The organism is Armatimonadota bacterium (assembly GCA_016223145.1).
Lineage (GTDB): Bacteria > Armatimonadota > Fimbriimonadia > Fimbriimonadales > Fimbriimonadaceae > Nitrosymbiomonas.
The window spans coordinates 44,561-64,757 of record JACRPN010000009.1; the positions used below are offsets into that span (position 1 = coordinate 44,561).

Consider the following 20,197-nt stretch of genomic DNA (forward strand, 5'->3'; position numbering starts at 1 on the left):
TCAGTCCTTGTCGCCGTTTTTGCCGTCGCCGAGGAACGACCCGAGCAGACCATTGATGAAGCTGATGAGCAGGCTGCCCACAAACGCCGCCAGGAACTTCTGCATCTCGTCGCCCGCCAGGTGGTAGCCGAGCCCCAGGCTCGCGGCAAACATGAGAACCAGGGCGTTGACGACCAATGAGAACAGCCCGAGGGTCAGGCAGTTGAGGGGGATGGTGAGGAACTTGAGCAGATTGCCGAGAGTGGCGTTGAGGAGCGCAAGCACCGCTACGCCGAGCAGGAACCTGAGGGTGTCATCCGAACTCTTGAGGTCGGTGACGAAGCCGAGTCCCAGGATCCGGCAGAGTTGGGCTGCGCCCCAGACGGAGAGGGCCAGCAAGATCCAGCGCAGCAGCAATCTTCCCATGGAGCCTCCCGGCGCGAAAATCCCGCGCCGCCGATAGGAGATTGTATCCCCAACGGACATGTGCGCTCCGGCGGGTTCGGCCCCGGACGAATGCACTGCTGAGGGGGGGCCGCTCGAAAGAACGTACAATAGCCGCAGAGCCCATGACCATTGCCGAGATCTTTAACAACCTGAATTACGGGCCCGCTCCCGAGGCGGCCGAACTGGCGCAGGCCTGGCTGGAGGCGCACCAAGGATCGTTCGGGATCTATATCGGCGGGGAATTTCGGGCGTCGCACTCCGGAGGGCAGTTCGAGACCGACTGCCCGGCAACGGGAGAACCCTTGGCGAAGATCGCGCTAGGCGGGCCGGAAGACGTCGATGCAGCGGTAAAGGCGGCGCGAGCGGCGCAGCCCAATTGGGAGTCCCTCGGCGGACATGGCAGAGCGAAAGTGCTCTATGCACTGGCACGGCAGGTGCAGAAGCACTCCCGGCTTCTGGCGGTCTTGGAGACCCTCGACAACGGCAAACCCATCCGTGAGACCCGGGATATCGACGTGCCGCTGGTAGCGCGCCACTTCTATCACCATGCGGGCTGGGCGCAGATCTTCGAGACGGAGTTCTCAGGGTACAGGCCTGTGGGCGTTTGCGGCCAGATCATCCCGTGGAACTTCCCGCTCTTAATGCTGGCCTGGAAGATTGCGCCAGCGCTTGCAGCCGGGAACACGGTGGTGCTCAAGCCCGCCGAATTCACGTCGCTCACCGCGCTTTGCTTCGCTGAGCTCTGTGACGCCGCTGGCGTGCCTCCGGGGGTCGTCAACATCGTTACCGGCGAGGGCGAGACGGGACGGCTGATCGTCGAGCACCCTGGAATCGACAAGATCGCGTTCACCGGGAGCACCGAAGTGGGCCGCCTGATCCGCAAGGCGACGGCGGGCACGGGCAAGAAGCTGAGCCTTGAACTCGGCGGCAAGTCGCCGTTCATCGTGTTCGAGGACGCCGATCTCGACAGCGCCGTCGAGGGGCTCGTGGACGCGATCTGGTTCAACCAGGGCCAGGTTTGCTGCGCGGGGTCGCGGCTGCTCGTGCAGGAATCCTGCGCAGAGAGGTTCCTCTCCAAGCTCAAGGACCGGATGGCGACGCTTCGCATGGGCGACCCTTTGGACAAGGCCGTCGACATCGGTGCAATTATCGCTCCGGTGCAGCTTGAGCGGATCGCGGGACTGGTCGAGCAGAGCCGCAACGAGGGAGCGGAGGTCTACCAGGCGCCCTGCGAGATCCCGGCGCGGGGGTGGTTCTACCCGCCGACGCTTCTCTCCAACGTTTCGCCGGCCTCGACCGCCGCGCAGGTAGAGATTTTCGGCCCGGTGCTGGCCGCCATGACCTTCCGCACTCCCGCCGAGGCGGTGGCGCTCGCGAACAACACGGTCTACGGGCTCGCGGCGAGCGTATGGAGTGAAAACCTGAGCCTGGCGCTGGACGTCGCGGGACAGGTGAAGTCTGGGACGGTGTGGGTGAACTCGACGAACCTCTTCGACGCCGCATCTGGTTTTGGCGGCTATCGGGAGAGCGGCTTTGGCCGCGAAGGCGGCAGCGAGGGACTTCTGGAGTATCTGGTTTTCGACCGTTTGGGCTCCTCGCCCCGCAAGCCGGCGCCCAAGCCGTCCAAGCGCGAACCAACCTCGCCTCCCGGCATCGACCGAACCTACAAGCTCTACATCGGTGGCAAGCAGGTGCGGCCTGACCAGGGGTTTTCGCTCGAAGTGGTTGGTTCTTCGGGCAGACGGCTGGGCGAGGTGTCTCGCGCCAACCGCAAGGACGTGCGGAATGCCGTCGAAGCGGCGAGGAACGCGCAGCCAGGCTGGGCGGCCCAGACCGGCCATGCGCGGGCGCAAGTTCTTTATTACTTGGCAGAAAACCTCTCGGCGCGCGGCGCCCAGTTTGCCGAGCTGTTGGCGGCGATGTCGGGTTCAGGGTTCGCCGATGGGGAACGAGAGGTCGGGCTTTGTGTGGAGCGGCTGTTCGAGTGCGCGGCCTGGGCGGACAAGTACGACGGGCGCGTGCACGGGACGGCCTTCCGGGGGATCACCTACACCCTGAACGAACCGGTCGGCGTGATCGCGGCAACCTGCCCCGATGGTCCGGGGCTCCTGCCCTTGGTCGCCACCCTGGGAGTCTGCATGGCGATGGGCAACGCCTGCGTGGTGGCCCCGAGTGAGACGACGCCGCTGGCGGCGGCGGAGTTCATCCAGGTGCTCGAGACCTCGGACGTACCTGCCGGGGTCGTCAACTTGCTGACGGGACTTCAGTCGGAGCTTCGAAAGACGCTGGCCGAGCATGACGGCGTGGATGCGATGTGGCATTTCGGCGACGCTGAAGGGGGCCGGCAAGTCGAACTGCTATCGGTAGGCAACCTTAAGCAGACTTGGCTCGGGCCCTCAAAGTCCCACGACTGGAGCGAGCGGCCCTGGTCGGCCAGCAAGGAATTCCTCCGCCACGCCACTCAGGTGAAAAACGTTTGGGCACCTTTGGGCGAATAGGGCTCCTTGAGCCGTGCAATGGTGAAGTCACGGTGGGTACCCAGGCCGTTCAGGTACAAGAAAGCTTGATGACGATCTCCTCGAAAAACATCGCCGCCCGTGACCGACTCATTGTTGCCCTCGACCTGCCGACACCGGAAGAAAACTGGAGGCTCGTCGAGTCTCTCGGCGATGAGGCAGCCTTCTATAAGGTTGGGTGGCGGCTCTTCCTCTGCTCGGGCTTCGACCTGGTCGATCGGCTCAGAGGTTTGGGCAAGAAGGTGTTTCTCGACCTAAAGATGGACGATATCGGGGAGACGATCCAGACGGCGGTGGCGGTCATCGCTGGCCGGGCAGACCTGCTGACCCTTCAAGGCGGGGCCGCGACACTCCGTGCCGCGAGGGCCGGCGTGGGGGCTGCGCCCGGGCCAAAACTCCTCTCGGTCACGTTCCTTTCCAGCATGAACGCGCAAGACCTCTCGGACGTGTACGGCGTCGTCACTCGGGGGGAGCAGGCGTTCGATTTCGATGCCTTTCTGCTTCACCGGGCCTCGATGGCGATGGAAGCGGGCGCGGACGGCTTGATCGCATCGGGCGGCAGCATCGGCCTTTTGCGTGAGAAGCTAGGCGAGCGACCGCTGATTGTGACGCCGGGAATCCGGCCTACGGGATCCTCCACCGATGAACACAAACGAAGCCTTACCCCGGCCGAGGCCATCAAGATGGGCGCGGACCACCTAGTCGTGGGAAGGCCGATACGATCGGCGGCCGATCCGCTGGGTGCCGCGCGGCAGATTCTTGAAGAGATCGAAGGCGCCATAGGATAGGGCGGTTCGTGGCGCGTGGTGCGTAGGTTCGTGGCTCGTGAGCTCTGATCCGTGGCTCCGAGTGGGTCCATAGCCGCCGGTTCCGTGCCGGAGCAGTAGGGGACTTCTCGCAAAGCCGCCAAAGCGTAAAGGACCGCCAAGGTGATGAGTTCGTGGACCGTGGTGCGCGGTGCGTGAATCGTGGCTCCGAGAACCACCTCTCCCGACTTGGAGAGGTCGGTGGACGCATTGAACCGGATGAGGGCACGGAGTGTGGTCCGAGGTTCGAGGTTCGAAGTTTCTGGGCCAGTTCCCTTAGGCCCTTTGTCCCTTGGTCCCTCAGTCCCTCAATCGTTCGCGGCTTTGGCTTTGTCGATGTCCAGGTCCATCGGAATGCGAACGTAGAACGTCGAGCCGACGCCGACCTCGCTCTCGGCCCAAATCTTGCCGAGGTGAACGCTCTCCACGAGGTGCTTGACCAGAAACAGCCCCAAGCCGGTGCCATAGATCTTGCGGTTGTCCTCGTTGTGGACCCTGTGGAATTGGTCGAAGACCTTGTTCAGGTGGTCCTTGGGAATGCCCATTCCGTGATCTTGCACACTGATCAGCAGATCGTTGCCTTGCTTCTCAGATTTCACCCGAATCGTGCCCCCATTCGGCGAGTACTTGATGGCGTTGCTTAGCAGGTTGGTGATGACCTGGTCGAACTTGTCTTCGTCGGCGGTGACAAAGCGAATGCTCTGGTCCGCCTCGAGCGTTAGCCGGTGCTTCGGCGCTGCCTGCCGCTGAATGCGAACGGCCTTGTCGAGGAGCTTGTTGATCTCGACTTGCGTGTAGTTCGGCTTCAGGCTCTGATTCGATTCGATTCGCGCGGTGTTCAGGAGGTCGTTGATGAGCCGGGTCAGGCGGTCGCACTCCTGATCGATGATCATATAGAACTCTCGCCGCTCGTCCAGCGTGAAGGTCTCGTCCATCAGCAGTGTACTGACGAAGCCCTTGATCGCCGTGAGCGGCGTCCTCAGCTCGTGTGAGGCCATGGCCACGAACGAGCTCTTCATGCGCTCAACGTTCTTGACCTCGGTGATGTCGCTAAGGATCGCCACAACGCCGAGGTCCTTGCCCTCGTCGCTGCGAACACGTGCGGCTTGGATCTGATAGACCCGCTCGACCCCGGCGATGCTGACCGAGATCTCCTGCCTAGGAGGCTCTTCACTCTTGAGTGTGGCGTCAATGACGCCGCCGAACCCTTCGAAGTTGATGATGTCTCCGTAGGGCTTCCCGACGACAATCTCTGGCGCCTGGAAGATGGTCCGCGCCGTGGCGTTCATCTGGCTCACCAAGCCTTCCGGTGAGATAAGAACCAGCCCGGCGGTCAGCGATTCGAACGTCTGAAGCAGTTCTTCGCGCTCTTCTACGACTTCGCGGTACAGCTGGAGGTTGGCGATGATGGAACCGACGTTGCGCGCCATGCGCTCTAGGAGCCGGACGTCTTCCTCGATGAACGACTCGCCGTGACGCTTGTTGAAGGCGTGGAGCACGCCGATGGGGGTGCGCTCGACGACCCGGTTCTCTTCATCACGCCGCTCGATGACCAAAGGAACGGTGATGCCATTGTTGACATGCAAGAGGGAAAAGGGATCGTCTTTCGTGCGCGGGTCGGTTGTCGCGTCGTGGAAGATCACAGGCTTGCTGTCGCGAAACACGAGCCCTGCCACGCCGTGTGTGGCGCGTGAACGGAATATCTTGAGCTGGTCCTCTTCGACGCCATAAGCGGGAGGAATGCCGTGCAGTTCACCGGTTTCCCGGTTGTAGAACATGATCACGATTTTCTCCGCTTGAAGAATCATCGCGATGCGCTGGACCAAGCGCTTGAGCGTTGCGTCCGCTTCGCTTAGGGGCGTGGACCCCAGGCCGCCCTCTTCACTCGACGCCGGGGCGGGCTCACCGGTCTTTTTCGGGGCTCGGTCTTCGACTTCGTGTAGCCGAGCTTCCAACTCGTGAATGCGGGCTTGTGCCGCATCGAGTTGCTCGCGGTATTCGTTCGTTTCGGAGGGCATGGAGTTCTCGCTCAAAAGAAATACAATTGTGGCGGGCGCTTCCGCACCCGCAATGCCGATAGACTTTACCAGCAAAGGGGGTCCGACTTCCGGGAGACCGACCCTATTTGGGCCATGCCCGCGAAATCCAAGTCATAATCCGGTCTATGGCTGGGCCCTTGGATCGCTCGCATCAATCGTCTGAGGAGCTGCCCCTGTTCCTGCTGGAGACCGTTCTCTTTCCTTACGCCACTCTGCAGCTTCATATCTTTGAGGCTCGTTACCTTGAAATGGTTCAAGAGTGCCGGGAAACCGGCCGCCCGTTTGGGGTCGTTCTGATTCGAGATGGGCGAGAAGTGGGAGGCTCCGCGGACCCCTACATGGTGGGTACTTCAGCCCGGATCTTGAAGGTCCACGAATACGACGACGGCCGGCTGGACCTTCAGGTACAAGGGGAGGGCCGATTCCGCATCCGCAGCCTGGACGAGTCGCGGCCGTTCTTGGTCGGGCGGGTGGAGCCGGTCGTCGAGGACGATGCCGACGAATCGCCGCGAGGCTATGCGCTGCTCTCCCGCGCCCAGGAGACCTTCCAACTGCTGATCCAGCACCTCTTGTCAAAGCCCAACTACAGCATCGAGGTGGTGTTTCCACAAGATCCCGAGGCGTTCTCGTTTACGATCGCCAATCTGCTCCGGATGGATAACCGAAAGAAGCAGCTCCTGCTGGAGATCACCGACACCACTGAGCGCATCGCCAGCATCCTTCCGCTCCTCGAAAGCCAGCTGGCGGAGGTTCAGGAGGGGGGTAGCCAGCAGGCGCCCGTCACGATCCCAGGGCTCTCGCACGAAACGGATATTCGGCGGCTCTCCTCACATGAAATCCGGGACATGCTTTGCAACAACTGAGGCGAAGGGCGAAGGGTCTGGACCTCTCACCACGAACCACGAACCTACGATCCACGCACCCTAGCTCCTGGCTACTTCACCCGCAATTCCCAGATCCGGACCGTTCGGTCCAGGCCCGCCGAAGCCAAGTTGCGGCCGTCGGCGCTGAAGGCCACCGCCAAAATCGGCCTGATGCTCGCCTCCAGGTGCACTTGCCCAAGGCCCTCGGCGGCATTCCAGAGGCCCACGTTGCCGTCCCGGCTGCCGGTGGCGAACAGCCATCCGTTCGGGTGGAACGCCATGCACTCGATCGGCTTGGTGTGGCCGGTGTAGGTTCGTCTGAGCGCACCGTCAGAAAGGCTGAACACGCGGATCGAAAGGTCGGCGCAGGCCGCAGCGATAAAGGCGTTATCCGGCGAGATCGAAAGCGCGGTAACCGTCGAGAGAATCTGCCCGAAGGTGTGGATGACCGCGCCGGTCTCGGCATCACGGAGCTTGACCGTGGCGTCTGCCGAGCCCGACACGATGTACTTGCCGTCGTCAGACCATTGGACCGCGGTTACCGAGGCGCCGTGATCCTGCTTGCTGAAGATGACCTCGCCCTTACGCGCGTCAGCGACGGTCAGTGCATGGTGGACCGTCCCGGTGGCTAGGCGCTCACCGTTCGGCGAAACCGCCACGCAGGTCGCCCATTCGGCGGCGCTGTTGCGCCAAGACTCGGCGATTCGGTTGCGCAACCGGCAAACCGTAATCATGCTCTCGGCGGTACCGGCGGCGACCAGGCGCTCGTCGGGCAAGGCGCGGATCGTGGAAATCGTGCCCGATTCGAGCTTCACGCGGCGCTCTTGCTCGCCGGTCGCCGGGTTCCACCAAAGGATCTCGTTATCGAACGAGCTGGAGATGAGGGTGGAGGAATCCGGAGAGAAGCAGAGGGCATAGATGGGCGTTCGGTGAACGCCAAGACGGTGGCTCAGGCTCACGGCGACAGGCGCGCGCATACGGCGGCGGCCTGCCACTTCGGTCTGCCCCAGGCCGGCTTTGAGCATGGAATCGTACTCCGTGCGTCGATCAGGATCGATGAGCGTCCGGTAGGCCTCGTTGATTCGGGCCATGATATCCGTGCTGCCTGGTTCAGCGTTGAGATCCGGGTGGTACTTCCGGGCCAGTTTTCTGTATGCGCGGCGCAATGCCAGTACGTCGGCGGAAGCTTCCACCCCTAGCGTATCGTAATAACTTGCCAATGTCGGGGTGCTGCCTTTTGTCGTCGTTGACAACGTCGATTTTGGCATATGGGACCCCGTGATTCATAGCCTTTGGGACGGGGTTTTGCACGAGTTTTTTGTAAATTTGGACGAGGACCCGCGTCTAGTTTGCCGGCGTTGCCGGTTGGCGCTCAAAGAGCGCGTCCTTCAGCTCTCCGGGCTCAAGGGTCTTGACGTTTCCGCCCGCGAAGGCGACGATCGCGCGGCCCTTGGGCGTGACCTTCTTGGCCTTCTCGTCGACCAGAGCCGGGTCCCCGTGCCGGAAGTCCACATTCGGGTTGCCACGCCAGTATTTGGGAGGATCTACAAAGCCGAAATCGTAGCGGCGGCCGTTCCCCCCATCCAACCATGAGGCGAAATAGTAGATGCTGGTGGCGAAGGCGACGGTTCGGGAGGGATCGGCGAGCTCGGTGCCTCGCGCGGGGTTCTTGAGGTTCGGAAATCCGGTGTAATCGAGGGTGATGTTGGTGTCGCTTCCTAGGTAGCCCCAGTTGTAGCCGAAGCCCGAGTGGTCGCCGAAATAGGTTGAAGCGTCGTGGGCCATGTCGCGCGCCGCGCGCCCGGAGGTGTAGGGCGCCAGGATGCCCTCTTTGGGATCAAATTCGGAATTCGCCACACCCTTGCCGAACCAGGCCTTGACCTCCTCGCCCTCTTGATACATCGCGATAGGGAAGGTGTCGTCGGCGTCGGCCATGTAAAGGCTGGTGGCGTCGGTGAGCTGCTTCATCGAAAGCGTCGCATTGAAGGTCACGGCGGCGTTCTTGGCCGCGCGCACCGCCGGCATGAAAATGGCCGTCAGGATGGCGATGATCACCATCACGTTAAGCAATTCTATGAGTGTAAATCCCTTTCGCACCAGTGCGCCTCCCACAACGCCGGAATGGTCCGATCAAGATTTTCGGCGCTTAGCCAACGCTCAACTCTGTGAGAATGCGGGTTTTGGGGGGAAGAGGTGCTCGGTGCCAGGTTCTCAGGTGATGGGGTGTCGGGGCCCTAGCGAAGGGCGAGGGATCGCGTATCGCTCGTCGCCCTTCGCGCTTCGCCTCCTTCTTATCTGCGGATCTCTGCCAACAACTCTTGAGTCTTCGCTTCCATAAGCGCCCGATTGCCTCGCGTCTCCACGTTCAGCCTAATCACCGGCTCAGTGTTCGAGCCGCGGAGGTTGAACCGCCAATCTTCGAACGCGACGCTCAAGCCGTCGATCCGGTCAATCTGGCCTCCCGCTGCGAACTTCTCCTCCACTCGCGCCAAGACCGCCGGTACGCTCTCGACCGTCGAATTCACCTCGCCGCTGCAGGGGTAGCGCTCGATCATCTCGCCGACGAGTTCGCTCAGCGACTTGCCAGAGCGCGAAACGAGGTCGGCGATCAGGAGCAGCGGGATCATGCCGCTGTCGCAATACCAGTGATCCCGGAAGTAATGGTGGGCGCTCATTTCGCCGCCATAGATGGCGTTCTCCGCCCTCATCCTTTCCTTGATGAAGGCGTGGCCGCTCTTGCAGACCACCGCCCGCCCGCCCCGCCGCCCCACGATGTCCAGGGTGTTCCAATAGAGCCGCGGGTCGTAGATGATCGTGTTGTTCGGGTCCTTGCTGAGGATCGCGTCCGCCAGAAGCCCGACGATGTAATAGCCTTCGATGAAGTTGCCCTGGCCATCCAGGAAGAAGCAGCGATCGTAGTCGCCATCCCAGGCAACCCCAAAATCGAATGCCGGCGACGCCTCTCTCAAGCGCTTCTCCGTCCTCTCGCGGGCCTCTTCCAAGATCGGGTTTGGTACGCCGTTCGGGAAGTGCCCGTCCGGCTCGAAGAGCATGCGATCTACCTTGAAAGGAAGGTAGGGAAGGAGCGCCTCGAGCGCGATTCCTGCGGCTCCGTTTCCTACGTCCATGAGGATGTTCATGGGCTTGAGAGCCGCCGGGTCCACTAGGCTCATCAAGTGCTTGACAAAGTCCCCGTAGACTCCTTTTTCGATGATTTTCCCGTCTCCCGAGCGCTCCCATCGTCCCTCGTGGGCTCGACGTTCGATCTCAAAAAGGCCCGTGTCGCCGCTGATTGGGCGGCTTTCTTGGCGGACCATCTTCATGCCGTTGTACTGGGGCGGGTTGTGGCTCGCGGTGATCATCACGCCGCCATCGAACCCATAGAAGGCCGTCGCGAAATAGACCATCTCGGTGCCCACCATGCCGAGGTGCGTCACGTCGACTCCAGATTCGTTCAGTCCCCGCGCCATCGCCTGATAGAGATCCGGCCCCGAAAGCCGGATATCGTAGCCGATGCACACACTCTTGGCGCCCGTCTCGTCGGCAAACGCTCTCCCGATTCGGTAGGCGAGATCGGGGTTCAGTTCGTCGGGCACGATGCCGCGGACGTCGTATGCCTTGAAGGCAGGCAGGTATTGGCCCATCTGCGAGGGTGATACCCGATGGCGAGCCATTCGCCGCTGGTACCCTTCTCCCCTATGCCCGCGAAGCTCCTTGGCGCTCACATGCCCACGGCCGGAGGTCTGGACAAGGCCATCCGCAACGGCAAGGCCATCGGCTGCACCGCCGTCCAAGTGTTCACCTCTAGCCCGCAGCAATGGAGGGCCAAAGAGGTCACCGATGAGATGGCCTCCAAGTTCAAGGATGCGCTCAAGGAGACGGGTATCACGTCGGTCGTCAGCCACGACAGCTATCTGGTCAATCTGAGCGCCCTGGACACCGAGATGCAGGCCAAGAGCATCGCAGGGCTCAAGGGCGAGCTTAACCGGTGCGCTGCCTACGGCATTCCCTTCGCGGTGTCCCACATTGGAGCCCACATGGGCCGCGGCATCGAGGAGGGCCTTCGCATCGCGGCAGAAGGGATCGCCGAGGTGCTTGCCGATACGCCGGACTCCGTGACTCTGCTCATGGAGACAACCGCAGGGCAAGGGAGTGTCCTCAACTCGAAGTTTGAGGAGCTTGCCTGGCTGCTCGATGCGCTCAAGGGCCACAAGCGGCTCGGGGTCTGCCTCGACACTTGCCACGTTTTTGTCGCCGGATACGATCTGCGCAATCAGGAAATGTTTGAAGCTACATTTGATCGTTTTGGCAAGGCGGTTGGACTGGACCGGCTCAAAGCGATCCACTGCAACGACAGCAAGAAGGGTCTTGGCTCGCATGCCGACCGCCACGAGCACATCGGCAAAGGGGAAATCGGCGAAGAGGCGTTCCGGCTGCTGGTCAACGACCCGAAGTTTGAGTACGTGCCGATCCTCCTGGAGACTCCGGAAGCGGAAACCATGCACCAGGTGAATCTGGAAGTGCTGATGGGGCTAAGAGAAGCCTGACTACAACCGTCAAAAATAAACTCGAGTTCGATTTTGTCGGTTGTTTGGTCCTTGGATGAACCGCTTCATCCGCTATCCTCTCATCTATGACCGCCGAAATCGTCAGCGTCGGAACCGAGATCCTGATGGGCCAAATCGTGGATACGAACGCCCAGGCCATCGGGAAGCTCTTGCCGGAGCTCGGCATCACGCACCGCTACCGACAGACGGTTGGCGACAACCTGGAGCGCGTGACTTCGGCGCTCAACCTGGCCCTGAGCCGTTCCGATATCGTGTTCACCATCGGCGGTCTCGGCCCGACCCAAGATGACCTCACCCGCGAAGCCATCGCCGAAGCGCTCGGCGATCCCCTGGTCGAAGATTCCAAGATCACCGAACGCCTCAGCAAGCTCTTTGCTTCGCGGGGGCTCACCTGGACGGAATCGCAGCGCCGGCAGGCGATGCGTCCCGGGTGCGCCGAGCCGATCGACAACCCCAATGGGACCGCGCCTGGGCTGGTTTGCCGCATGGGCGGCAAAACGATCTTTGCGTTACCTGGACCCCGAACTGAGTTCATCCCAATGCTCGAAGGGCCGGTGCGTGAGATGCTGAACGGGCTGACGCCGGGGGTCACGATTGTGTCGCGACTTCTGCGCGTCATAGGGCTTGGAGAAAGCCTTGTCGAGCAACGGGTGGCCGAACTGCTGGCGAACGAAAACCCCTCCATCGCGCCCTATGCCCATCCCGGCGAGGTGCACTTGAGGCTGACGGCTTCGGCGCCCAGCGAGGCCGACGCGAATGCGCTCCTCGATCCGTTCGAGGCCAAGGTGAGGGCCATTCTGGGATCGGCAATCTATGCGTCGGGCGATTTGACGATCGAGGGCCACATCCTGAAGCTCCTCTATGCGCGCGGGCAGACGCTGGCGGTCGCAGAAAGCTGTACGGGCGGAGGCCTCGGGGCGCGGCTGACCGGCGTGCCGGGCTCTTCGGCGGTGTTCCTCGGCGGGGTGATCAGTTATGCGAACGAGGTCAAGGAGAGGCTTCTCAGTGTGCATCCCGGCGTACTGCTGGAGAAAGGCGCGGTTTCGGCGGAATGTGCGCGTGAGATGGCGGAAGGCGCCAAAGGACTGATCGGCGCGGACTGGGCGTTGAGCATCACCGGTGTGGCGGGTCCCGGCGGCGGCTCGGAAGCAAAGCCGGTGGGGCTGATCTACATCGGTTGGTCTGGGCCGGACTCGTCTGGGGCGCAGGAGTTCAAGTTTCGGGGGTCGAGAGAGAGCATTCGGATACGAAGCATTCAGTCGGCGCTCGTGCTGCTCAGAGAGAAGCTGGAGGGGCTGTAGTTCTCATGTAAGCGTATAGGTCGTATAGGACCTATTAGTCGTATAGGACCAATACCGATCAGCTCAAAGATCAGCCCCTGTCCAGCGGCGTCATCTCACCCCAGTTGGGGCCCGCCTTCGCGTCCACCTCCACGCGGACGTCCATGGGAAGGGCGTTCTCCATCAAACCGCGGATCGGCTCGATCAGCGCTCGGTCGTCGTGCGGCATTTCAAACAGCAGTTCGTCGTGAACCTGCAGCAGCATCCGGGTCGCTGAGGCGTCGAGGCGTCCGCGCACGTCGACCATGGCCAGCTTGATCATGTCGGCGGCGGTTCCTTGCATGGGGGCGTTCATCGCCTGACGCTCGGCGCCAAGCCGTTCGTTGCGGTTCGCCGCATGAATCTCCGGGAAGTAGCGCCTGCGCCCACAGAGCGTGGTCGTGAACCCTTTCGAGCGCGCCTCGGCGACGATCCCATCCATAAACGCCTTCACACTCGGGAACCTGGAGTAGTAGTTCTCGATCAGCGTTCGCGCCTCGGTGACGGAGAAGTCGCCGCCCAATTGGTTCGCCAGGCCAAAGTCGGTGACGCCATAGAGCACCGCATAGTTGAGCAGCTTCGCGTAGCCCCTTTGGGTCTTGGAGACTTCTTCTCGTCCGGCATCGAACATCACCGAAGCGGTGACGGTGTGCACGTCCTCGCCGGTTTCAAACGCCCGCAGGAGATTCGGATCCTTGCAGTAATGGGCCAGAATTCTTAGCTCGATCTGGGAGTAGTCGAGGGAAACCAACGAAGTGCCTGCTGCCGCCACGAACGCCTTCCTGATCTCGCGCCCGAGGTCCGTCCGGATGGGGATGTTCTGGAGGTTGGGGTCGTTGGAGCTCAGTCGACCAGTGGCGGCAACGGCCTGCGCGTAGGTGGTGTGGATTCTCCCGTCCTGAGCGATCATTCTCGGTAGCGAATCGGCATACGTCGACCTCAGCTTGGAGAGCTCCCTCCAGTTCAGAATCTCCTTGGCGATCGGGTGGTCGATGAACTGGAGGATTTCCGCCCCCGTTGCATATCCCGTTTTCGTCTTCTTTTGTCCAGGAATCTTGAGCTTTTCAAAGAGAACTTCGCCCAACTGTTTTGGGGAGCCGATGTTAAACTCCTCCCCCGCCAGTTCATAGACCCGTGCCGCCGATGCCGCGATCTGGACCTGAAGGCTTCCGGAGAAGTTCTCCAGGAACGGCCTGCTCACCTGGATGCCGAAACTCTCCATTTCAGCAAGAATAGGGGTCAAAGGTTGCTCAATATCGAACAGGACCTTCTCCTGGCTTTCCTTTCGGAGCTGCGACTCCATCGTCGCCCGAAGCCGGTAGAGTGCCACGGCCATCTCCTCAGGTTTGGTTGGTGGGGTCAGGTCGAGGTAGCCCTGCACCAGGTCGCGCAACGCATACGACGACCGCCCGGACTGAAGCACGTACCCCGCAAGCATCGTGTCAAATCCGACCGGTTGGAGGCCAGTCCGAGCCTTCTTGATGAGCGGTTTGGCGTCGTGAACAACCGCTTGGCCGGGCACAGCGCCGAGGAACTCCAGCGCCAAGGGCTCAGGGACACGCGCGACCTCCGCGTCCAACCCGATGAACGCTTCTGCAGCGCCTTCCTCGAACATGCTGGCCTGGGCTGAGGTTGACCCCAAGAACAACGAGTACGGCCGGCCCCCGATCCAGGTCTCCAGGTCTTCCAGGCTCTTTGCGGATCGGTGCGTCGCTTCGATCGCCTCGGAGACGACTTCCACGGGGATGGGTTCGATAGACCCGCCTTCGATGTACGGCGCCAGGACCTGCGGCAAGCGCTTCACGTGGCTGCGCAGCTCGTAATACTCGAGGAACGCCCGCGCCTTCTGAACCTGTTCTTCGGTCACGGCGAACGGCTCGAATCCATAGGCGACCTCCGCCGTGCGGCAGATGGTGGCAAGCCACTTCGACTTCTTGAGCTGCTCGATCACGCCCGGCGCTTCAAGCTTCTTGAGATATTTCGGCTCGGCCTCTTGCAGGCGCTCGATCAGGCTCTCGACCGACCCAAACTGCTGAATCAGGGCCGTCGCACCCTTCTCGCCAATCCCGGGTACGCCGGGGATGTTGTCGCTGGTGTCGCCGACAATGGCCTTCCAATCGGGAAGCTGCTCGGGGGTCACGCCATAGCGGTCCCGCACGGCCGTTGGGTCGTAAGTCACCGTGTCGGTCACCCCAACCCGCGTGGTGAGCACGTGAACACGTTCGTCGACGAGCTGGAGCTGGTCCAGGCCCGATGATGTCGTCGGCCTCATAGCCGGTCACCTCCAGGCAAGGCAGTCCAAGTGCCGCGATGAGATCCCGCGACTCATGAAGCTGCACGACGAGTTCTTCTGGAGTCTCGCGGCGCGTGCCCTTGTACTCCGAATACTCCGCGTGGCGAAAGGTCTTGCCGTGGGCGTCTAGAGCGACGACCAAGGCGTCAGGCTTCAGGTTCTCGAGCACGTAGAAGAGCATGCTGGTGAACCCAAAGAGGGCGTTGGTGGGGCGTCCGTCGCTGGTGGAAAGGAACCGCGTGCCATAGAACGCCCGAAACAACAGGCTATAGCCATCCAGCAGGATCAATCGCCTTTCCGCCATGGGCGATACGTTACCTCCCAGCGGGACCGGGCGCGGGCAAAGAGGCCACGACGGCGGCACCCACGTTCATCTGGTTGGCTTGAATCCGCTGCCCGCCTGAGAAAGCCGGGGTCACGGCGCACTGGTTGACGAGATACAGGTTCTCGACTTTTGTCTGGGCGGCATCGGCCCGGCAATTCCACTTGTGGAGCCCACGCGATTCCTGGATGTACCGCTTCACGATCCGCCAGTTCTCAGGATCCCGCGCTGTAAGGTCGCGCAGATCCATCGGATAGTAGGTGTGGAATGGGCCCACTTCGTCGGTGTTGAACTCCGCGGCCGTGTAGGGCCGCAGGGTTTCGAAGAACGCCGAGGAGCGCCGCAGATAGAACTGCTCGGGCATCCGAACCACAAGGCTCCCGTTGCCGGTCATCTGCCGGAAATACTCCTCGATGGCGGGGATTTCGATCTTTCGAATCGGCCAAAGCTCGGGATCGTCTGCCAGGCTGTGCGAGTGCTGAAGCCGGGTTCGCTTCAACCTGTAGCCAAAATCGTTGAAGCAGGCGATGCCGGGCTGGATGCCGATGTTGAAACCGCTGGCCATGCGCCTGCTGTTCAGCCACTCCAGACCCTTGTCCTCCGGATGAACCAGTCCCCGGCAGAGCATCTTAAAATGGTACGCCTGCGAGAGGGCCACGTAGCCGATCTTGCAGTAGGCAGCCGACCGAAAGCTGTCGGTGGCGATCTGCTTTTCAAGGAGCGCCATCACGTGCGCCGCACGCTCATCTGCCAGCACCTGATCAACTCTCACTCCTTCCGAGGCCATGATCTCATCTGGGGTCAGGCCCACGTGGCTCTGGAGCATTTTCCAGTCCTCCGAGGTCAATCCCTTCACGTCGAACACCATGCCGCAAGCCAAAAACGGGGTTTCGACGGTGTAGCGCAGGCCGCACTTTTCAGCGATCCGGGACTCCACGTCGGTATCGATAAACGTGGAAGCCTCGATCTGGTCGCCCTCGCTGGTCAGAATGCTCTCGATCCGCTTCCCGCTCAATCGAACGTGAAGGCTGTCGAAGGAACCGGTCCGGATGAGGTCGATGCGCCCCGCGTATCGGCTCTCCAGGAACTGCCTCAGGCGCTCATCCGCGTTCACGGGGACCGACGTCCAGCCGATCATCGCAAGCGCCTCACGGAACAGGGCCTGCTGCTGCGGCGTGTGGGTCGTGGTGCCCATGTTGTCGAAGAACCGGAGGTTCGCGCCGGAAGCCGCCGAGACGCCGCCAAGGGGTCCCGCGAAAACCAGGGCCACATGGAAACCGCGATCAGCCGCGGCCATTGCCGTCGTGATGGAGGCCAGTTCGCCGCCGACCACGGCCACGTCATAGGACCGGAACACCCGAGCCATCACGTTCTCCGACCAGTGAAGCGGCACCAGAATGGCCTTGCCCCAGGATTCGACATAGCGGAAGAGCGTCGCTTGCGGGAACCGGGCCTTCACCCGATGGATGAATTCCACGGTCGAAATGAGCCTTTCTTGGCCCCTGTAGCCCCGTTCGCCAAGGTAGCGCCCGATGCGCTGGGCCTCATAGGTGAGGTCGCGTGCGCACACCTCGCTGCCGTTCTGGAAAATCTCGGGGTCGAGCGCCACATCGCTGATGCGGACCGCAACGTTGGGCTCGTATTCCTTCGCGCTGACCTGCGTCTCGATGGTCAGCAGGGCGCCGCCGCAGACAAGCGCAAGCACGAACGCCCCTACAGTAAGGCGCCAATAGGCTCTAGTTCTCGGATACGATGGTCTCACACTCGCTGGTCCAAACAAACCGCAAGGAACTAGTGTTCTTGCACCCGCTATTTGTACCTGTCTTGAAGCCGACCTTGGGGGGCCGTGGCCACACAAACCGGGAGGAAATGCTGGTAAAATTCCATTTCGTCCCGCAGCAACGGAGCGAGAGACTCCGAGGCGGCGAAGGCTGCATGCGGGGCTCGAGGGAGGGGTGATGGTTTACAGGCCCGTTCGCTACGAGCAGATCATGAAGGTCGCCGAGGCCTTTGATGTAAGGGCTCGCCGGATGTTTAACGGTATGGGAATCTATACCGGCGAGAAGATGTTTGCCTTCCTCTATGAGTCGGAAATCGGCCTCAAGCTCTCTCCAGAAGACCAGCAAACGGCGCTTGCCCTGGCCGGCGCAGGCCCCCTCCAGCCTGACCCTGCGATGGAACCGATGCGCGAGTACGTGAAGATGCCGATCGAAGTCCTCGACAACTTCGAGCAGTTCACCTATTGGGTCGAGCGGAGCACCACTTACGTTCGCAAGAAGAACGGCATGGCGTAAGCGGACTCAGGTCCCCCGGCGGTTCCCGTAGAGCTCCACGTGGAGCCTGGGCCCAAACCGAAATCCCTTCTCGACGCACACGGCAGCCACTGCCGCGCCCGCAGTTCGCAATTGGCCGGCCGTCGTCGCCTCCGGCATGAGCAGAATCCTTTCCTTGGCTACTGGGGGAAGCCCAGATAGGACTTGGCCGATCTCAGCCAAGTCTGCCTGAAGGCGTTCGGCTGACACAACGAACTTCAGTTGGCATTCGAATGCGTCCAGAAGTTGTCGCAATGGCTCCCTGTCGGACCGGGTCCGTTCGTGCCGTTCCGTCCATCCCATTCCGGCCTCAGGGCCCGGGGTCGAGTTGGAGAGTTTCGGGCTGATCGACATCAGGTCGCAGTGCAGGTTGCGATAAACGGTGCCGGCGGTCTCGATCGTAACCGTGAAACCACTGGTCCATAACTGCCGGCAGAGTTCCTCGATCGGCTCAAAGAGCATCGGCTCGCCACCGGTCAGCACCACATGCCCGAGCTCGGCCTCTTCCACGCGTCTGGTGATCTCTTCGACCGCCAAAACCTCTCCCTCAGGATTCCAACTGGCGTATTTGGTGTCGCACCAGGAGCACCTTAGGTTGCATCCAGAAACGCGCACGAAAGTTGAGGGCGTTCCCGCCCAGATGCCCTCTCCCTGGATGCTGCGAAAGATCTCGGCGATGCGCAGGCTACCCATGCGCAACCCTTGCCAGAGCCGGGTCGGACAGGCCAACCTCGGCAAAGGCCCTGGAGCGGATGAGACACGCGTCGCAGCGCCCACAAGCCCGCCCGTCGGGGGTGGGGTCATAGCAGGTGAAGGTCAGCGAGTAGTCCACTCCAAGCTCCAGCCCCAAACGGATAATGTCGGGCTTGGCGAGGGAGATCAGCGGCGCGCGGATGTGAAACTCTGCGCCTTCGACGCCAACCTTGGTCGCCACGTTGGCAAGCTGCTCAAAGGCCTGGATGAACTCGGGCCGGCAGTCTGGATAGCCGGAGTAGTCCACAGCGTTGACCCCCAGAAAGATGTCGCTTGCCCCGAGGCTTTCAGCGTAGGCCAAGGCCAGCGCCAGAAGCACGGTGTTGCGCGCCGGCACGTAGGTCGAAGGAATGCCTTGCTCGATCTCCTGGGACGCGCGCCCTTTCGGCACCGGGATGCGCTTGTCCGTCAGGGAAGAGCCCCCGAAAGCGTCGAGCGGCACGGAGATGACCTTGTGGTCCCTGGCGCCGAGCATGCGCACGACGTTCTTCGCGGCCCGGAGCTCCGTGTCGTGCCTCTGCCCATAGGAAACCGTGAGCGCGTGGCATTCGAATCCTTCGCGGAGGGCCACCGCTAGCGTGGTCGAGGAGTCCAGCCCGCCAGACAGCAGAACGACGGCGTGCTTCATAGCATGAAGGTACCCCGCTAGGGAAAGGAGCTTGGGATGAGGGGGATGAGACGGAGAAGGGGAGGAATGGTGAGTCTGTGAGTGGGTGAGCGGGTGAGAAAGTGCGCACGGAGGGCGGGGTTTACCCCGCCTTTTCAGGGTGAGCGGGCCTCAGCCCGCGCCCTGCACGCGCACACCACGCGGCTCAAGCCTGCGCAAGATGGTCCAGTGGGTTATGCCTTCGATGTTTGCCATGCGCAGGCTAAAGCCGCGGCTACTGGGCCAACTTGTCTTGCCAATGGCCATCTGCCTGCGGCCACGGATGCTAGCCTGTCCTGTCGGCGACCATTGCCCTTCCAGCCATCCCCATCACCGACTCATCTCAGAACCGTCCACCGGACCCCAATCGTGAAATCAGGACCGATGCTCGCACCCTCGGGCCAGCGGCTGTTGAAGAGGTCCTTGTCCTCGGTGAAAAACGCCTCGAACGTCTCCGTCTTTGACACGGCCCTCCGCAGGCCGAACGTCACAAGCCTGTGCGTGGCATCCGAACCGCCGACCCCCAGCTTGAGCGCGGAGGCTTCACCCTGCCACTGCACGATCCAGGTGTCCCTCGAATTGGCTTGGTAGGCGAGCCAGAGAGCCTCTTGATGGACGAGGCCGCGCGATTCTGGCAAAGCAGCGGCCTTTCCCTGAACGACCAGCCCAAGCTGCGCGCCGACACCCCACCTGGGACCCCACGCGCCGGCCGTCTGGACGCTGGCGCCGAGATCGAACGCGCCGCTGCCAAGGAGCCTGTCCGGGTCGCCGGTCGGCGCTTTCGCGGCGAGGGTGAAGGTCGAAGACGGGCCAAGCCTCTGCGTTATGCCGATGGAGAGGTCGCCGAGCCCCGAGGCCGACCCATACGACTCCCCGTTCGGGAGCTTGATGGAGCACTGGTTCTGAGGCGTCGCGTCCCTGAGAGCGCTGGTCCAATGCAGGACGTTTCTGTGCCACCAATCGATGATGGGGTCCATGAATCCCGGTCCACGCGAAACCAGCGGCAACTCGACAAACAGCTCTCGAATAGGACTTAGGCCCTGCCGGTATCCAACGCTGAGCCGCACCGTCTCGTAGTCCTCCGTGATCGTCCCGTCGTCGGCGTTCTTCTCAGAGCGCAGGTCATTGGCGATCGCGACGCCGAAACTCCAGGCCCGCTGGCCTTGGCCAAGGGTTGCGATCCTGGGCTGGAGGCGAAGGAACGACAGGGAGAGGGCTCGGTGATTTCGCGTTTCGATCGGGTCGAAACGCTGCGCAAACCCTTGAAACTGAAGGCCCGCAAGGCAAAGAGCGAGGGTAAGGGCACGACGCATGACGAGAAAGTACCCAGGACC

15 protein-coding genes and 1 pseudogene are annotated in these 20,197 nt (G+C 62.0%); 6 read left to right on the top strand and 10 right to left on the bottom strand.

The window, feature by feature from the left end; genetic code table 11:
• A complete protein-coding gene (locus HZC36_07335; protein MBI5706788.1) occupies positions 1 to 405 on the bottom strand; it encodes a phage holin family protein in 405 nt (134 codons plus the stop codon).
• A gap of 143 nt (positions 406 to 548) precedes the next feature.
• On the opposite strand from HZC36_07335, the gene HZC36_07340 reads away from it, so the two are divergent.
• Together HZC36_07340 and pyrF are read left to right on the top strand one after the other, a co-directional pair.
• A complete protein-coding gene (locus tag HZC36_07340) occupies positions 549 to 2,924 on the top strand; it encodes an aldehyde dehydrogenase family protein (GenBank protein MBI5706789.1) in 2,376 nt (791 codons plus the stop codon).
• 68 nt (positions 2,925 to 2,992) lie between these two features.
• The gene (gene pyrF / locus HZC36_07345) at positions 2,993 to 3,730 is read left to right on the top strand and encodes an orotidine-5'-phosphate decarboxylase (GenBank protein ID MBI5706790.1); all 738 of its coding nucleotides are present in this window, start codon (positions 2,993 to 2,995) and stop codon (positions 3,728 to 3,730) included.
• Between the two features lie 326 nt (positions 3,731 to 4,056).
• On the opposite strand, the gene HZC36_07350 is transcribed toward pyrF, so the two are convergent.
• Entirely contained in the window at positions 4,057 to 5,781 is a 1,725-nt protein-coding gene (locus tag HZC36_07350) for a GAF domain-containing protein (GenBank protein ID MBI5706791.1), read from the bottom strand.
• 131 nt (positions 5,782 to 5,912) lie between these two features.
• Here HZC36_07350 and HZC36_07355 point away from each other — a divergent pair, with 131 nt between their 5' ends.
• Positions 5,913 to 6,650: an LON peptidase substrate-binding domain-containing protein gene (locus HZC36_07355; GenBank protein MBI5706792.1), complete on the top strand. Its 738-nt coding sequence runs from the start codon at positions 5,913 to 5,915 to the stop codon at positions 6,648 to 6,650.
• Between the two features lie 71 nt (positions 6,651 to 6,721).
• Here HZC36_07355 and HZC36_07360 read toward each other — a convergent pair whose 3' ends face one another.
• From HZC36_07360 to HZC36_07370, 3 genes and pseudogenes are all read right to left on the bottom strand, one after another.
• A complete protein-coding gene (locus HZC36_07360; protein ID MBI5706793.1) occupies positions 6,722 to 7,903 on the bottom strand; it encodes a DnaJ domain-containing protein in 1,182 nt (393 codons plus the stop codon).
• Positions 7,904 to 8,642: 739 nt separating this feature from the next.
• Positions 8,643 to 8,750 (bottom strand): annotated as a pseudogene (locus HZC36_07365) (prepilin-type N-terminal cleavage/methylation domain-containing protein).
• A 191-nt stretch (positions 8,751 to 8,941) separates the two neighbouring features.
• Positions 8,942 to 10,294 (bottom strand): phosphomannomutase, encoded by a 1,353-nt coding sequence (locus HZC36_07370; GenBank protein MBI5706794.1) that lies wholly within the window; start codon positions 10,292 to 10,294, stop codon positions 8,942 to 8,944.
• A 54-nt stretch (positions 10,295 to 10,348) separates the two neighbouring features.
• On the opposite strand from HZC36_07370, the gene HZC36_07375 reads away from it, so the two are divergent.
• Complete coding sequence (locus HZC36_07375; protein MBI5706795.1) at positions 10,349 to 11,197, top strand: deoxyribonuclease IV; 849 nt, start codon at positions 10,349 to 10,351, stop codon at positions 11,195 to 11,197.
• A gap of 86 nt (positions 11,198 to 11,283) precedes the next feature.
• On the top strand, positions 11,284 to 12,519 hold the full coding sequence (locus HZC36_07380; GenBank protein MBI5706796.1) for a competence/damage-inducible protein A: 1,236 nt from the start codon (positions 11,284 to 11,286) through the stop codon (positions 12,517 to 12,519).
• Positions 12,520 to 12,589: 70 nt separating this feature from the next.
• Here the strand turns inward: HZC36_07380 and polA are convergent, their stop codons facing one another.
• Positions 12,590 to 14,809, bottom strand: a complete 2,220-nt coding sequence (gene polA / locus HZC36_07385; GenBank protein ID MBI5706797.1) for a DNA polymerase I — start codon at positions 14,807 to 14,809, stop codon at positions 12,590 to 12,592.
• A gap of 335 nt (positions 14,810 to 15,144) precedes the next feature.
• Positions 15,145 to 16,857, bottom strand: coding sequence for an FAD-dependent oxidoreductase (locus HZC36_07390; protein ID MBI5706798.1), 1,713 nt, complete (start codon positions 16,855 to 16,857; stop codon positions 15,145 to 15,147).
• A 253-nt stretch (positions 16,858 to 17,110) separates the two neighbouring features.
• Here HZC36_07390 and HZC36_07395 point away from each other — a divergent pair, with 253 nt between their 5' ends.
• On the top strand, positions 17,111 to 17,446 hold the full coding sequence (locus HZC36_07395) for a TfoX/Sxy family protein (GenBank protein ID MBI5706799.1): 336 nt from the start codon (positions 17,111 to 17,113) through the stop codon (positions 17,444 to 17,446).
• Positions 17,447 to 17,452: 6 nt separating this feature from the next.
• On the opposite strand, the gene HZC36_07400 is transcribed toward HZC36_07395, so the two are convergent.
• The 3 genes from HZC36_07400 to HZC36_07410 form a co-directional block, all read right to left on the bottom strand.
• Positions 17,453 to 18,148, bottom strand: a complete 696-nt coding sequence (locus HZC36_07400; protein ID MBI5706800.1) for a 7-carboxy-7-deazaguanine synthase QueE — start codon at positions 18,146 to 18,148, stop codon at positions 17,453 to 17,455.
• A gap of 1 nt (position 18,149) precedes the next feature.
• On the bottom strand, positions 18,150 to 18,845 hold the full coding sequence (gene queC, locus HZC36_07405; protein ID MBI5706801.1) for a 7-cyano-7-deazaguanine synthase QueC: 696 nt from the start codon (positions 18,843 to 18,845) through the stop codon (positions 18,150 to 18,152).
• Positions 18,846 to 19,201: 356 nt separating this feature from the next.
• Positions 19,202 to 20,176 carry a DUF3187 family protein gene (locus tag HZC36_07410; GenBank protein ID MBI5706802.1) on the bottom strand — a complete coding sequence of 325 codons (975 nt, stop codon included), beginning with the start codon at positions 20,174 to 20,176 and terminating at the stop codon, positions 19,202 to 19,204.
• Positions 20,177 to 20,197 lie beyond the last annotated feature (21 nt).

What these genes read in the sequence shown, in the direction of transcription:
- HZC36_07375 (MBI5706795.1), top strand. Translation starts at nt 10,349, where the DNA reads ATGCCCGCGAAGCTCCTTGGCGCTCACATGCCCACGGCCGGAGGTCTG.
- HZC36_07340 (MBI5706789.1), top strand. Translation starts at nt 549, where the DNA reads ATGACCATTGCCGAGATCTTTAACAACCTGAATTACGGGCCCGCTCCC.
- HZC36_07335 (MBI5706788.1), bottom strand. Translation starts at nt 405, where the DNA reads ATGGGAAGATTGCTGCTGCGCTGGATCTTGCTGGCCCTCTCCGTCTGG.
- polA (MBI5706797.1), bottom strand. Translation starts at nt 14,809, where the DNA reads ATGAGGCCGACGACATCATCGGGCCTGGACCAGCTCCAGCTCGTCGAC.
- HZC36_07395 (MBI5706799.1), top strand. Translation starts at nt 17,111, where the DNA reads ATGGTTTACAGGCCCGTTCGCTACGAGCAGATCATGAAGGTCGCCGAG.
- HZC36_07410 (MBI5706802.1), bottom strand. Translation starts at nt 20,176, where the DNA reads ATGCGTCGTGCCCTTACCCTCGCTCTTTGCCTTGCGGGCCTTCAGTTT.
- pyrF (MBI5706790.1), top strand. Translation starts at nt 2,993, where the DNA reads ATGACGATCTCCTCGAAAAACATCGCCGCCCGTGACCGACTCATTGTT.
- queC (MBI5706801.1), bottom strand. Translation starts at nt 18,845, where the DNA reads ATGAAGCACGCCGTCGTTCTGCTGTCTGGCGGGCTGGACTCCTCGACC.
- HZC36_07370 (MBI5706794.1), bottom strand. Translation starts at nt 10,294, where the DNA reads ATGGGCCAATACCTGCCTGCCTTCAAGGCATACGACGTCCGCGGCATC.
- HZC36_07355 (MBI5706792.1), top strand. Translation starts at nt 5,913, where the DNA reads ATGGCTGGGCCCTTGGATCGCTCGCATCAATCGTCTGAGGAGCTGCCC.
- HZC36_07380 (MBI5706796.1), top strand. Translation starts at nt 11,284, where the DNA reads ATGACCGCCGAAATCGTCAGCGTCGGAACCGAGATCCTGATGGGCCAA.